General features: G+C 56.1%; 12 protein-coding genes and 1 pseudogene. 5 read left to right on the top strand and 8 right to left on the bottom strand.

What is annotated here, in order from left to right; genetic code table 11:
* Positions 1–17: 17 nt before the first annotated feature.
* Together CHC01_RS13350 and CHC01_RS13355 are read right to left on the bottom strand one after the other, a co-directional pair.
* Positions 18–446, bottom strand: a complete 429-nt coding sequence (locus tag CHC01_RS13350; RefSeq protein ID WP_244558353.1) for a DsrE family protein — start codon at positions 444–446, stop codon at positions 18–20.
* Positions 447–579: 133 nt separating this feature from the next.
* A complete protein-coding gene (locus CHC01_RS13355) occupies positions 580–1,629 on the bottom strand; it encodes a YeeE/YedE family protein (RefSeq protein ID WP_089264804.1) in 1,050 nt (349 codons plus the stop codon).
* A 468-nt stretch (positions 1,630–2,097) separates the two neighbouring features.
* Between CHC01_RS13355 and CHC01_RS13360 the strand changes: the two genes are divergently transcribed.
* The 4 genes and pseudogenes from CHC01_RS13360 (at position 2,098) to CHC01_RS13380 (ending at position 5,858) form a co-directional block, all read left to right on the top strand.
* Entirely contained in the window at positions 2,098–2,463 is a 366-nt protein-coding gene (locus CHC01_RS13360) for a hypothetical protein (protein ID WP_089264805.1), read from the top strand.
* 729 nt (positions 2,464–3,192) lie between these two features.
* A complete protein-coding gene (locus CHC01_RS33065; RefSeq protein ID WP_244558354.1) occupies positions 3,193–4,740 on the top strand; it encodes a site-specific integrase family protein in 1,548 nt (515 codons plus the stop codon).
* A 52-nt stretch (positions 4,741–4,792) separates the two neighbouring features.
* Positions 4,793–4,969, top strand: a pseudogene (locus tag CHC01_RS33070) (IS630 family transposase); the annotation flags it as partial.
* A gap of 493 nt (positions 4,970–5,462) precedes the next feature.
* Positions 5,463–5,858, top strand: coding sequence for a cupin domain-containing protein (locus CHC01_RS13380; RefSeq protein ID WP_089264807.1), 396 nt, complete (start codon positions 5,463–5,465; stop codon positions 5,856–5,858).
* Positions 5,859–6,239: 381 nt separating this feature from the next.
* On the opposite strand, the gene CHC01_RS13385 is transcribed toward CHC01_RS13380, so the two are convergent.
* From CHC01_RS13385 to CHC01_RS13410, 6 genes are read right to left on the bottom strand one after another with little or no spacing between them, the layout of a single operon-like run.
* Positions 6,240–8,222, bottom strand: coding sequence for a flavin-containing monooxygenase (locus CHC01_RS13385; protein WP_089264808.1), 1,983 nt, complete (start codon positions 8,220–8,222; stop codon positions 6,240–6,242).
* A 48-nt stretch (positions 8,223–8,270) separates the two neighbouring features.
* A complete protein-coding gene (locus CHC01_RS13390) occupies positions 8,271–9,020 on the bottom strand; it encodes an ABC transporter ATP-binding protein (RefSeq protein ID WP_089265647.1) in 750 nt (249 codons plus the stop codon).
* Complete coding sequence (locus CHC01_RS13395; RefSeq protein WP_089264809.1) at positions 9,013–9,780, bottom strand: ABC transporter ATP-binding protein; 768 nt, start codon at positions 9,778–9,780, stop codon at positions 9,013–9,015. Before CHC01_RS13395 ends, CHC01_RS13390 begins: the two co-directional genes overlap by 8 nt.
* Positions 9,770–10,801 carry a branched-chain amino acid ABC transporter permease gene (locus CHC01_RS13400; RefSeq protein ID WP_089264810.1) on the bottom strand — a complete coding sequence of 344 codons (1,032 nt, stop codon included), beginning with the start codon at positions 10,799–10,801 and terminating at the stop codon, positions 9,770–9,772. The genes CHC01_RS13395 and CHC01_RS13400 overlap by 11 nt, the downstream gene beginning before the upstream one ends.
* Positions 10,798–11,664, bottom strand: coding sequence for a branched-chain amino acid ABC transporter permease (locus tag CHC01_RS13405; RefSeq protein WP_089264811.1), 867 nt, complete (start codon positions 11,662–11,664; stop codon positions 10,798–10,800). The genes CHC01_RS13400 and CHC01_RS13405 overlap by 4 nt, the downstream gene beginning before the upstream one ends.
* A gap of 35 nt (positions 11,665–11,699) precedes the next feature.
* Positions 11,700–12,890: an ABC transporter substrate-binding protein gene (locus CHC01_RS13410; protein ID WP_176454583.1), complete on the bottom strand. Its 1,191-nt coding sequence runs from the start codon at positions 12,888–12,890 to the stop codon at positions 11,700–11,702.
* Between the two features lie 235 nt (positions 12,891–13,125).
* Between CHC01_RS13410 and CHC01_RS13415 the strand changes: the two genes are divergently transcribed.
* Positions 13,126–13,893: an alpha/beta fold hydrolase gene (locus tag CHC01_RS13415; RefSeq protein WP_176454584.1), complete on the top strand. Its 768-nt coding sequence runs from the start codon at positions 13,126–13,128 to the stop codon at positions 13,891–13,893.
* Positions 13,894–13,947 lie beyond the last annotated feature (54 nt).

A 13,947-nucleotide genomic window follows, 5' to 3' on the forward strand; every position in this document is an offset into this window, starting at 1 on the left:
TTCAGGGACATACAATTTCAGGGACGCACGATCGTAAAACCGCGCTCTGTCAAATCCAGCAGATGGCCGACGCCGACCTGCACTTCCACCGCATGTGGATTGATCGCCGGCCGCTTGCCGGTGTCCCGCTCGATCGTATCCAGCGTGTTGCCACAGACGCTGAAGCGCACGCCTTGAGTGACCAGACTATCGACCAGTGCGCGGTGTTCGTTGGTGTCGCGCAACAGATCGATGCCGGGACCGAAGGTGACGACTTCAACCGCCACCTTGTCCGGTCCATAGGCTTTCAGGAGATTGCTGGCGACGCTGAGAACGAGGCGTTCTTTCTTCGGATCGGAATCGGACAGCTGCAAGGCGATGAAATGCTCGGCGAAGGGCTTGTCCGGCGCGGCATCCTGCTTGGCGGGCCGTGTCTGCGCAGTGACCGCGCCCGTTGCAAATGACATCAGCGCAAGGACCGACAAACAGAAAAACAGTCCTCGCTTTTTCATTGCGCACAAAACCTCTGACGATCAGGGGATTGATTAGCAATCGCCCTGCGCCGGTGCAATCAAACTAACGAAGCGGACTAGAGAGGATTTATTGCGTCGCAAACACAGGACGCAGTGCCAGGCCGCGGATCGCAACTGCAGCGCCCGCAAAGATACCCGCAGCCGCAACGAAGGATGGCAGTGCGAGCGTGGACACACCTGTCAGCCCCTGCCCGATCGAGCAGCCATAGGCCATCGCGCCGCCGATCCCCATCAGCGCGGCACCTGCCATCGAACGGCCCGTATGGCGCGCCGACGTATAGCCCTCAAGCTCAAAGCGTCCGGTTAGCAAGGCCGTGAGAAGACTGCCGACGAACACACCCGCTACCAGCGCGATGCCGAAATTCAGCGTCATGCCGGTCGACAGCATGATGAATTGCAGCGTATCGGCAGCCGGCGACACGAATGTCAGCGACGCCACCGGAATCGGATCGAACTCATCGGCACCAAGCCAACCGGTCGTCAGCCAGCCGGCGATCACCAGGAGGCCCATCACAAGACCGGCCGCGAGTTGCCCCGGCGAACGTCGGAACGCACGATGCGACAGTGCGAAGACCAACAGCGCAACGCCGACAATCAAAGTTGCTACGACGCGCGCCGTCGCGTCAGACAGGCCGAGCGTTCCGAACAGCGACGGGAGAGAATTCACCCCAGGCGTCGTCTGCGTCCATTGCAGGATCGACAGCCGCATCGGCGCGAGCAGGCCCTTCAATGTCATCTGCGCGGTAACGCCAATGATCGCGATCACGACCAGCGATCGTAGATTGCCTTTGCCCAGCAGCACCAGCGCACGCGACGCGCAGCCATTCGACAACACCATGCCCAAGCCGAACAACAGCCCGCCGACGAAGATCAACGGCGCCGAGAATGATGGTTGCAGATAAAGCGACTTCGCGATCTCGACCACGCCGGTGCCGGCGATGAACTGCGTGCCGAACACGGCAACGGCAACCGCCAGCGCGTAGCTGCGGATCTTCCGCCCATCATCATGCGTCCACCAGTCGCGCAGGCTGCTCATGAGGCAGAACCCGCTCAGCAGACCGACCACGCCGAAAACGGCGCCAATCGCAAAACCCGCGATAACCGGGAGCGCAAACATCGAATGATCCGAACGTGATTTTGAGGTGATGACGCCGGATTACTACTGGCAGTTTCAGAAGCGGTCCAGTTGACGCATGATTTAAGGAGGAAGTTCTACGGACGCTGAAAAACGGGAAACATAATTCCATAAGATCCGGAAACACGATGCAGAATGACTATCGCTCTGGGAGCGGCAGAGATCGCCACACGCGTGTTTCGCACCCAATTTTCGAAACGGCATTTTCGATCTTGCCCGGCTCAACACGGGGCATAGCGCTCAGTTCTTTGGAGGACGCGGCAAGCGGATCTGAAGCTTCATCGATCAAAGCAACATCAAGGGCTAGGCTCCCGCGCTCCCGAATAAGGATGGCGGGGCTCGGCGGTGCACGCCACCGGTCGCACGGCCGTGCAACGCTGAGTTCATGCGACTGAGAAAGTTGAACGAAAACTTCTCCAAGTCAGACGAAAAGATCTTGGAGATGATTTTATGAAGCGACTACTCGTTTTCACGACGCTGTTTCCGCCACTCGTGCTGTTCGTCTACATCACAGCCGATCAGTTGTTGCGCGATGGTTTTCCCGACATCGGGTTCCTGGCGTGGCTGGTGGGAATTGCGTATGTGCTCGCCGTCATTCCTGCTTGGTTGACGGCAGGAGTGGACTGGGCGCTTTCCGGCCAGCCGCTTTACGTGCGGCTCATCGCGACGATGCCGGTAGCGGCTATCCTGGCCGAGCTTGTCGCACGCAACATGGGCCAACCACATTTCGATGTGTCCGTTGCGATAGCCGGAGCAGTTCCAGCCGCGGTGTGTTCGTGGCTGTCAGACGAACCAATGAGAAGCGTGCATGCGTGAGCGAGCTTAGCACCACCACGGTCATGACCCATCTGCGCAAGTCTTCGGCCACACGTGTTGATGCAGCCGCCCGCCAACAAGTTGTCTATTTTTATAGACAACAAGCCAATGACTGCGGTAGCGTTTGCAAACCTTTCGCAGCAATCACGGGGTGTGCTTCAGTCGTGGCCTACAGTATCTACGGGACCCCTCACGGGCAGCCGGAGAAGGTCTGCTACGGAACCGTACAGACCCTCGATCAGACGGCGAGCGAGCTACGGAAGCTGCGTGAAGCTGGCGTCTTGGACGTCTACGCTATTGGCTTCGATCCCGAGACCGCCAGCCTGCGGAAGCCACCGTCGGACCCCAAATCGAATTAGGCAGGCGCGTTCGGAACCAGGCAAATATGCGCTGCTTGAAGCGAACAACACCGAAAATGGAATTGCTTACAGGATTGCTGACAAGCCGCCGCCCCGCAGGGCCAATTCGTCAATGATGTGAAGATGGTGGGGGAAGAAGGACTCGAACCTTCGAAGTCATAAGACGGCTGATTTACAGTTAGCGCGCTTGGCAAGAATCAGTTCCTCGGAACAGTATTCTAGAGAAGCTAAAGCCAGTTAACTTCCCAGAAAATCCAACGTTTTAAGCATATTTCCTCGATTTCCACAGCAGCGGCGGGCCTCCGCTTGCCGATTGCGCGGTTTGCGGCGACTGTGACCCAGTTGTGACCCAGTTAACCGTGTGACCCAGATGCCGAAGACTATCACCGCCGTTGTCCTCAAAGCCGCCTTCCGTAAGCACCGCGACGGTGGCCGGGAGGACATCAGAGACGCGAAGGTGACGGGATTGGAGTTACGCGTGAAACCGCGGGCGGTCCGATGGTCGGTCCGCTGTCGCCTTCAGGGCCGTCAGGTCCGGTTCGACCTCGGCCCAGCCATCGAGGGCGACGAGGACATTGAAGGCGTTTCCCTTCAGACAGCCCGAGAGCGGGCAACGCGCGTGATCGAGATGGCCCGCCGGGGGCACAATCCCGAATCCTTCGTGCGCGCGCTCTCGACGGGCTTGTCACCGGTGGCGCAGGAGAAGGCCGATGCGGCGCGTCCCAAGGCATCGTGGACCTGGGAGGACGCAAGGACTCGATTTCTGGCTGAGGTCGAGCGGACGAACCGCGGCGACACCCTGCGCGACTACCGCGGAAAGCTGCAGCCCGCCGAATTGAAGCGGTTCGAGGGTCGGATGGTGGCCACTATCAAGCGCAACGAGATGGCCGCTGCGATCGAGGATATCCACCGGCGAGGCAAAGAATCGATGGCCGCCGGCGTGGCACGTGTCGTCAAGCGGTTCTTCGCCTGGCTGTCGGAGCCGGCCCAGCAGGACAAGTCGAACGTCGCGGACGGCGTCATGGTCAAGCTAAAGGCTCCGCCCCCTACCCGCGCCGAAATCGGTCAGCCGACCAAGAAGGGCGAGGCACTTGACGAGGACGACGAGAACGGAGATGCCCCGCCCGAGATCGAGATCGGCCGCGCCCTCCTCATCGCCCGCTCCGGCTTCCTCCCGGAACGCATTGGCCTCGGCCTGCAGCTGCTCATCGGCACGTGCCAGCGCCGGCGCACCGTCACCGGCGCCCACGACAGCCGCTTCCGGACGATGCCGATGTACACCAGCGAGCATGCTTGGCTGATCCCGCCCTACTTCCGAAAATCCGGGACGAAGCGTGGCCGTCGATCGCATCTGGTCCCCGTCGTAGGCTTCGCAGCCGAGGCCGTGACACGTCTCGAAGCGCTGGTGAACGCGGAGGGCGGCGACGGCTGGCTGTTTCCCGTCGGCAAGACGGCCCGAGCCGACCGGCCGCATGCGGCGTCGGATCTGTTCAACGATTATTTGGATGTGATGCCCGGCGTGAACTGGACACCGCATGCCATCCGGTACGCACTGGCGACCTACGGCGAGAGAGACCTGGGCTTCGCCAAAAGCGAGGCAAAGATCATTCTGGACCACATGGAAGGAACCGAGACAACCGATGTCACTGGAGCATTCTACAGTTCCGATCCCGCCATCGCTCGCAAGCGCGCGATGTTGCGCGCCTGGACGAGTTGGTGCGACGGATGGGCCGCCAAGGCGTCCGCTGCCGACGTGACGCTGCTCGACCGCGAACACATGATGGCGACGATGTTCGCCGCCCGGTACGGCGAGGAGCAGCTCGAAAAGCGGATCGCCTATCGGGCAGCGCGCCGGTGGCCCCTATGGGGGCCCAACGAAGCCCTGATCGTCGAGGAGGAGCTGCAGGCAGGGCAGTGATCCGCGTTCACCAGACGCGGGGACGAGCCGACCAGACCTTCTGCGCACGCCTCATAGTCCGGACCTCAACCCGATCGAGCAGATGTTCGCCAAGCTGAAAACCCTCCTCCGCAAAGCGGCCGAGCGAACCGTCGAAGCGACATGGCGCAGGGTCGGAACCCTTTTCAACACCTTCAATCCGCAAGAATGCGCGAACTATCTCGCCAACTCAGGATACGCTTCAAAATAGAACGATCACGCTCTGGTGTCATCGGAACCGGTTGGCGCTCACAATGAGCAATGAGGCTCGATGGCTTGAGATTGAAATCGATCGCCATCGATTGACTCATCATCAGCGGTCGCGAACAGCTGCAGGCCCTCACTACTTCGCTCTTTACTGCAGAATTGAGATCACCTCTCAGCAAGGGGGCGGGCGCATAGTCCCGGCAATCGATACTACCGACGGCGAGGTTGATCTCCCCTCAAAGGCCGCAATGAAATCCCACATGGGAAGATAACTCATGCTGAAGTTAGAGATATTACTTCACGAGCGCACTCTACCGGACTGCATTCTAGTTTACGCCGCCTCTGACGCGGGTACCCTGACGATGAGAATATCTCACGAGCCACCGTGATTATTTTTTGCGTTGCCGCGCATAAACGAGTGGAGCATTTTGTCCATTCCGGTCGAAGTGACACGACTTTGCTTCGCCGCAATTGTCACCCACCCAAAGGCGAATTGAATGTCAGTTTTAATCCACGACGAACAACCTCTCGAAAAGTGGCGCGATGGCGTCATGACCCGCATGCGCATGTCGGCGATTCTTGACGGAAAACAGCTATGCATCTTCGATCAATTCTGCGATTTTGACCTCGGCGCTCCCACACACATTCATGCTGTTGAGGAAGTTCTTGAGGTAATCGACGGAACTGCCGAAATTTGGTTGGACGATGAGAAGATGATCGTCAAATCGAACCAATCCGTTCTAATTCCAGCAGGCGCAAAGCACGGTTTTCGTAATTTGGAGCAGAAGGTTCTGCACGTCCGTGCGACACTTGCGGCTTGCATTTTTGAAGCCTCGTATGAGAATCGTGCCGAATTGTCGCGCCGGTGGTCGCCCGACTTTAGGAAGGTATAACGCATAAGAAAGACGGAGAGCGTCACGCGTGTCTGCATAGAAAAACGGGCGGTTACTGCTCTCGGGTGACCGCCCTTTTTCTATCGAATTGACGGAGTGGCCCGCTTCAGAACCGAACTAACGGTCAAAGAATAGAACCCGCCTTTGGCCTTATTGGGCTCTGCATATCGACAAAATCGACTACGAAGCTTCCGGCGCGACATTATAATGCATAGTGCCGCGCAACATCACGCGTGATATCCTTCGCAGCGCTCGCTTTTGGCGATCGAACGCCCCTCAATTGCGTAACGTATATCTCTGTCGTTCATACATCACTTTTCGACGTCTTGTTCTCATCGATTACTAGTTGAGTTCAATCGGGTTAAATGGCAACACCCAACTCTAGCCCCACACATATTCATCTGGATTCAACTTCTTCGTCATCGCCCAGTAGTCCGCGATACGCCAGGGCGAGTTTGCAACGACCCTCCCCTTGCTGTTCCGGTACCAGTTCTTCATGCCTTTATGGGTCCAAACCATACGACTATGCGCTTCATCGACACGGTCATTATACTGCATGAACGGCTCCGACTTGCACTCGACCGTGTCATGGCCATTTTCGACCATCTCCCTTAAAATCTGCATGATGTACCGGGTTTGACACTCGGCGTAGAAGAACAGTCCTCCACCGTGGGCAAGATTAGTATTCGGGCCATACAGCACAAACATATTCGGAAATTTTGGCGCGGTCATACCCATGTAGGCGCGCGGATCGTCCTCGCCCCAGCTCTTGCGAATGGTATGCCCGTCGCGTCCCTCAATATCCATCGGCCACAACATCCGACCTGCTTGAAAGCCGGTTGCCAGGATGATGACATCTGCTTCGTGGCGTACACCATCGGAATCAATAACCTCCTTCCCTTCGATCTTGTCAGCTCCTGCGTCGATCAGTTCGACGTTGTCTCGCGTCAGCATCCTGTACCAGTAATTGTCGCGCAACATCCGCTTACCGTAGGGAGGATAAGACGGTATGATCTTCGGCAGCAAATCCTGCCGATCACCAATTTCTCGCTTGATGTATGCGATCAGGTTTTCGCGGAGCGCGTGGTTGGCAGCGTTCAGTGAAATATCCGGTGTGGGCCAATTCGGGTCAACCTGTATGGAGGTGTGCATAACATCACCAGAGGCCCAAAACAGTAAGAAGCGATACCACTTTGAGAGGAACGGCACATTATCAAGCGCCCATTTCATGCCCGGCTTCACTACGCGATGGTAGTTAGGGTTCTCTCCCGCCCAGTTGGGTGAGCGCTGAAATACCATCAGCTTCGCAACGTGATCAACGATAGTGGGCCCAACTTGCATGCTGCTCGCGCCAGTACCGATCATAGCCACGCGCTTGCCTGACAGATCGACCTTGTCATCCCACTTGGCGGTGTGGAACATCGGACCTTCGAAACTCTCAAGACCCGGGATATTCGGAATGGAGGGCCTATTGAGCTGCCCGACCGCACTCACGAAAATTTTCGACGATAGTATTTCCTCGTGGCCTCCTGGCGTTCGCAACCGGACATTCCATGTAGATTTTTCTGCGTCGAATGTGGATGACATAACCTCAGTGGAGAACCGTATAGAACGGCGTACATCATATTTGTCAGCGCACAGATTGAGGTAGGTCCACAACTCACGTTGCTTGGCGAAGTCATCCGCCCAGTCATGTTTCGGCTCAAAGCTAAATGAGTAGACATGATTGGGAATATCCACCCCGCTTCCCGGGTAACGGTTCTCATACCAGGTCCCGCCGACTGCATCGTTCTTCTCAACGATCGTGAAGGGGATGCCTGCCTCCCGCAACTTGATCCCAAGACATAGCCCGAACAAGCCCGCTCCCACGATTAGGACCGAGCACCGTTGCTTCTCTTGGTCCGACACATCGCGTCGCCACGGAACACTCCGGGTATCGAGCTCGGGCAACGATAATTCTTCGCGCAGAAGGTCAACATAGTCGTCTGGTGCGGCCTGCCCGATTCCAGCAGTTAGAATCCGCTTAAACTCGTCGCGGCTGATCTCTGAGACGCTTGGCGGGGTTGTATGCTCCGCCCTCATCCGAAGCGCTTCTACAAGTCGCTCGCGAATCTCCGCTCTCAGGTGGTCTGGGATGGCTTCCAGAAAGCTCCATCCACCCTTGATGAATGGTGATGCCCTCTCCAACAAATTCATATCACCGGTCAAATGCCCGATGACCAATAGCTGCGGTACGATATCGGCCTGCTCCAGCGCGCCTCGCAACATATCCTCATCTGCCAATGCCCGGCGACAAGCAGTACGCACTGCGTCTTTTGACAACAGGCCATTCCTACCGATTTTCTCACTCAATTTCGGTTCCATTATCTCTTATCCCATCTAAAGCGCTAAGTTTCCGAGCTGCGTGGAGCGTCATCCAGCAATTTTGTCGATGCCAACCATCGCTTTGATCATCTCTCGATCGACTGCACCCGATCCGTCAGACCCGTCGAATATGATCGCGCCCCGGTCGAGAACGATCATTCTGTGCGTAAGATCGAGCGCGATATCGACGTGTTGCTCAACCATCAGGACGGTCATGCTGGCTTCTCTCAAGACCTTCTGAACCGCCGCGAGAATGATATCGACGATGACCGGCGCGAGACCTTCAAACGGCTCATCCATGAGCAACAACGTTGGATTTCCCATCAGCGCCCTTCCAAGGCTCAACATCTGCTGCTCGCCGCCAGAAAGTTGCGTTCCCCCCAAATCGCGACGTTCGTACAGGCGAGGAAACAGCTCGTAAATGCGTTGCAGCGTCCATTGCTCAGCACTCCTGCTGTCCTTCCTCTCGGCGACGAGTAGGTTCTCTTGCACGGTCAACGAGGGAAAGATCTCTCGCTCCTGAGGAACGTATCCTATTCCCATCCTTGCCCGGGCGAAGCCAGGCAGCCGAACAATGTCGCTTCCGTCGTAACTAATTCTCCCTTTATGCAACCGGGCACGGCCCGCAATTGTCGAAAGCAAAGTCGATTTTCCCACGCCGTTCCGCCCGAGTACGGCAAGCGCCTGGTTTTTCGGCAAGCTGAAAGTAATGTCAGAAAGAACGTGCGTTTCGTCCCAGCCAGCGTTAATCGCCTCACATAACAAGCCCGCACTGTCTCCAATTGATACGTCAACCATTGCGGCCATGCCCCAAATAAACCTCGCGAACGTACGGATCCTTCGCAATCTCCTCGGGACTTCCTTCTCGCATGATCTCACCCGCGACCAAGACACTGATGCGTTGCGCAAAACGCGCTACCAGCTTCATGTCGTGCTCGATGAACAAAACTGAGATTGACGATGGAAGAGCCTCGATCAGGTCAAAAACCAGATAGGAATCTGCTGGCGGCACACCAGCAGCAGGCTCGTCCAGCAGCAGGATCGTCGGTTCACGCGCCAGTGCAATCGCTATCTCGACCAATCGTTGTCGTCCGTAAGGGAGCCGCTGGACAAAAGAACTGGCGTCAGAAGCAAGACCTAAGCGTTCAAGAAGATCGTAAGCACTCTCCGCGGCCGCACGCTGCGCCTTTCGTCCACTGAGCAGCAAACTTCCTTGAGTACGCCGCTCGAGTACCGAGAGTTGCACGTTCTCTAGAACTGTCATCTCCCTTAGTAGAGAGTTTATCTGAAAGGTCCTCGCGATTCCCTGTCGCACGCGCTCATTAACTGAAAGAGCGGTGACGTCCTTGTTTGCAAAGTGCACAGTGCCCGACGAGGGAGAGAGATTGCCAGTTAACAGATTGATAAAGGTCGTCTTACCCGCACCGTTAGGCCCGATCAGAGCGTGCCGCGCGCCCTGCGGCAGCCGAAAGTTAACATCTGACGAGACTCTCACCGCGCCGAAATAGCGATTGAGGCCTCGCGTCTCAAGAGCGAGCACCGGATTCTCAGTCTGCATGTGAGGTTGCTCCCTTGACCGGAGCGGCCGCAGGCGCACCCAACCGGCGTCGAAGCAGAGCGGTAATTTGGTCCAAGAGCCCGAGAAGTCCGTTGGGCGCGAACAGCACAACCACAATCAAGATCAAGCCAAGCCAGAAGAGCCAGTACACGGGATCATCTTTTGCCAGCATGTCTTGCACGATCATATAAGCAGGCGCACCGATAAAGGCGCCGTAAAGCCGACCTCGGCCGCCGATCACCAGGATGAGGAGAATTGCTCCCGCCAGTTCAAGCCCGAAGACATTCAATGAAACGAATTGCGAAGTCTGCGCCGTCAGTCCGCCTGCCAGGCCAGCAATAGCCGCGCTGATCGTGAATGCCGCCAGTTTGCGATTACGGACGCTTACGCCCAGTGCTTCCATGCGAGTGGGATTTTGCCGGATACCTATCAGGCTTCTGCCAAATGGAGCGCCTAGCATCTCACGTAGAAAAAGCCACGCGATAAACAAGACGGCGATCGAATAGGCAAAAGCCACGCGACCATATAGATCAAATGAGAATGCGCCCAGGATTGGTGACGATACGATCCCTTGAAGCCCGTCCGCTCCTCCGGTTATCGAGGAGAATCGGTTCATGACCTCGCCCATCAATAAGGTGAGCGCCATTCCGAGCACAACCAATGGAAGGCCTGATGTTCGAAGTATCACTATGCCTGCTACAGCGCCGATGACCCCGGCCACGATTGTCGCGATAAGCAATCCCAAAAGTGGATCGGTCCAGCCCGCCACGGCCAGCAAGCCTGCGGCATAGGCCCCAGCCCCGTAGAATGCGGTGTGGCCGAGGATAACGATGCCAGTGTAACCGACGACGATATCGTATGACATGGTCAAGAGAACCATGATGACGATCTGGGTAGCAAACGGCAAATAGCTCGGAAGAAGGAGCCATACAGCTCCTGCGGCCAGCCACGGCGTCAATTCCCAAACCTTGAAGCGCCGCTCTCGCAGCACAGTGGCAATCGTATCCTTCTTGGTCATCATTTGCGTTGTCCAGCAAAGAGGCCAGCTGGACGAACCAGCAAAACAGCAAAAAGTGCGACGTAAATAAAGAAGGCACCGAACTGGGGAGCCAATATCTTGCAAGCGCTGTCGCCCAAACCGAGCAATAGGGCTGCTGCGAACGGCCCCTTAACGGAACCCATCCCTCCAACAGCGACGACAATCAAAAAGTAGGTCAAGTGCTCAAGTGGATAACCGGGCACGAGCGGCACCAAATTCGCACCCAACGCTCCTCCCGCCGCCGCCAGAGCGCTGCCAAACGCGAACACCACCATGAAGAGCCGATTGGTATCGATTCCCACAGCTTCGGCCATAGGGCGGCTGTCAACAGCTGCCCTTATCTTCATTCCGATCCGCGAGCGTTCGATTGAAAGCCAGAGGGAGATAAAAGTTACGACCCCAAACGCAATGAGAAATAAGCGATAAGCCGGAAACTTCCTTGAGCCAACGCTTACCTGAGCCAACAACGAGCTCGGAAGCTCTACCGCTCGAGGCAACGGTCCGTAGACGGAGTGAGCAATCGCAGTAGAGACAAAGATAATTCCGACGCTCAAGAGAATCTGATCGAACTCTCCCCTTTTGTAGATCCTTCGGTAGAGCGTGCGTTCCAAAATAACGCTGAATGCACCAACCACCAGAGCCGCTGCTGCCAATCCCAAACCATAGGGCAAGCTCAGCCGTGCCATGAGTTCGATGAGAAGGTATCCCCCAGCCATCGCAAACGCGCCGTGCGCGAGGTTCATCACTCCAAGAAGGCCCATAGTCACAGACAAGCCGACCGAAATAATGTAAAGCACCATGCCGTAAGCTAGGCCAGTGAAGATAATACTGATCGCTATGTCCATCGGTGCTCTCGAATATCCGGTCGGCGATCGATTGATTACTGTGGATTCGCGTCTTTCCAGGGATCCTTCACAGCCGGAATTGACTGCTGGATCACATTGGTCTGTTTGCCGTTCACAACTTCGACGCGGGTGATGTAAATCGTCGGCACGATATCCCGGGTCGCCGGATCGATCGCGATAGCCCCGCGAGGGCTGCTATCTGTCTTATAGTTGGAGAGGAATGACATCGCCTTCTCTCCGTCGAACTTGCCCTTGGTTTCTTTTATCAGAGCAAAGATGGCCGCCATTCCGTCCCATCCGTCGGCAGCGAGTGTGTTCGGCAGAGTGTTTTCGCCGTACTCTGCTTTCCAGGCTTTAACGAACTCGACATTTGCCGGAGCAGGGTTACTGGACGCATAAACACCCGCTGCCGTTGCACCTACGATTGTCTTTGGCATGTTCAGAAGTTCGTCATCCTGAAGGTTGTCGCCGGGCAAGATCAACTTCACCCCGGCTTCCTTCAACCCTGCTTCGTCATAGGCTTTCATAAGACTGCCCATCCGCCCTGCATTGATAAAGATGAACAGCGCGTCTGGCTTTGCTGCTTTGATCTGCTCCATGAATGGCAAATAGTCAGTCGTTGCCATCGGAACACGAATGGCGCCGACCAGCTGACCGCCGGACCTCTCTACAGCTTGCTTCACCGCGGCCTCAGAGTCTTGACCGGCCGAGTAATCGGCGACCATCGAGAAGACCTTTTTCATTCCATTTTCGCCGGCCCATTTGCCGATGGAAGACGCCATATGCCACTGCGTGTAGGAGACTCGCACGAAATAAGCCGAGGCACGGGTCAAGCTCGCTGTCGTCGCATTCATAATGACAACGGGAATCTTCGCTTCCGTCGCGATTGGCGCAATAGCGAAGCCTTGTGGGGACAGCGCAACGCCTGTGATCAGCTGCACTTTGTCCCGAACGATCATCTCTTGAACGATACGACGCGTATTGTCCGGACTTCCCGCATCATCGCGCCGTACGATATCAACCTGCAGGCCAGGCAGATCTTTCTTGTGAAGCTTTTCGAAAAGGCGTGCGCCTTTGTCGATTCCCTCACCGTTGGCCGCCTGAGGTCCAGAAAGAGGAAGAACCATTCCCACGCGAACGGTCTGAGCGGAAGCCATTGTGGATATTATCGAAAGCGGAATCGAACAAGCAAGTCCGAGCGACAAACGCAGCGTATGCAATCGCATAATCGTCCCCATAGCTGACGGGCTGCCGCATCATCGCGGTTACCGCTTTATGACGAGCAGGTTACGAATAAGAATGCTTTTAACAACACTCAAAAACTCACGATTATCTGTGCGGGAAACTTGTGACCGCGTTCGTGAGATCACCGAATGGACACTCGTGACATTATTATAGCTTTCGCAATCTCTTTCCGCCTTGTACCCGTGCATGAGGTACTACTGTCGCGAGCACAAGCCTATGCCTTACGCCGATAATAATGGATTTTCACTCTTCTACGACGACAACGAAGCCGGATCAAATCCGCTTATCTTTGTACCCGGCTTCGGCGGCGTTGGCTCTTTCTGGAAGGCGCAGCAGAAGGAATTCTCGACCCGAAATAGGGTAATACTGGTCGATCATCGTGGAACAGGATCGAGCAGTAAACAACAGTCCGAGTATTCGATCGAACAGATGGGTCAGGACGTGATTGCCGTCATGGATCACGCGGGCATCGCGCAGGCAACGATTGTTGGGCACTCAACGGGCGGCGCGATCGCGCAACTCATCGGGACGAAATGGCCGACCCGCGTTAATAAGCTCGTTTTATCTTCCACATGGTGCAGGCCTGGAAACTACTTCCGTCGTGTCTTTGAATTTCGTCGATCACTGCTCGTGCTTGGTGACTTGGATGGATATCATAAAGCGGGCATTGTTTTCCGGTATCAGCCTGAGTTCGTGGAAACGAATGATCATCTGTGGGAAGTGTCCGGGCCGGTTGATATTGACATCACCATTCGGCGGATCAATGCGGTGCTCGACTCAGATCAGTTTGATCAGTCAGCGTCATTGCGGCAGCCAACTTTAATCGTGGCGACAAAGGATGACCTCCTCGTACCAAAATTCTTGAGCGATGAGTTGGCTTCGGTCATTAAAGGATCAAACTATATTGCCCTCGAAAGCGGCGGGCATTTTCATCCGGAGACGCGAAGCAACGCATTCAATAATGCAATTCGCTCGTTCGTGTAGTAAACGACGCCGCCTGTCAGTTCCATTGGTTCCTGACGGGCGGCTCTTCGCTTG

This window comes from Tardiphaga sp. OK246 (genome assembly GCF_900188215.1).
In the GTDB taxonomy this organism is placed as follows: domain Bacteria; phylum Pseudomonadota; class Alphaproteobacteria; order Rhizobiales; family Xanthobacteraceae; genus Tardiphaga; species Tardiphaga robiniae.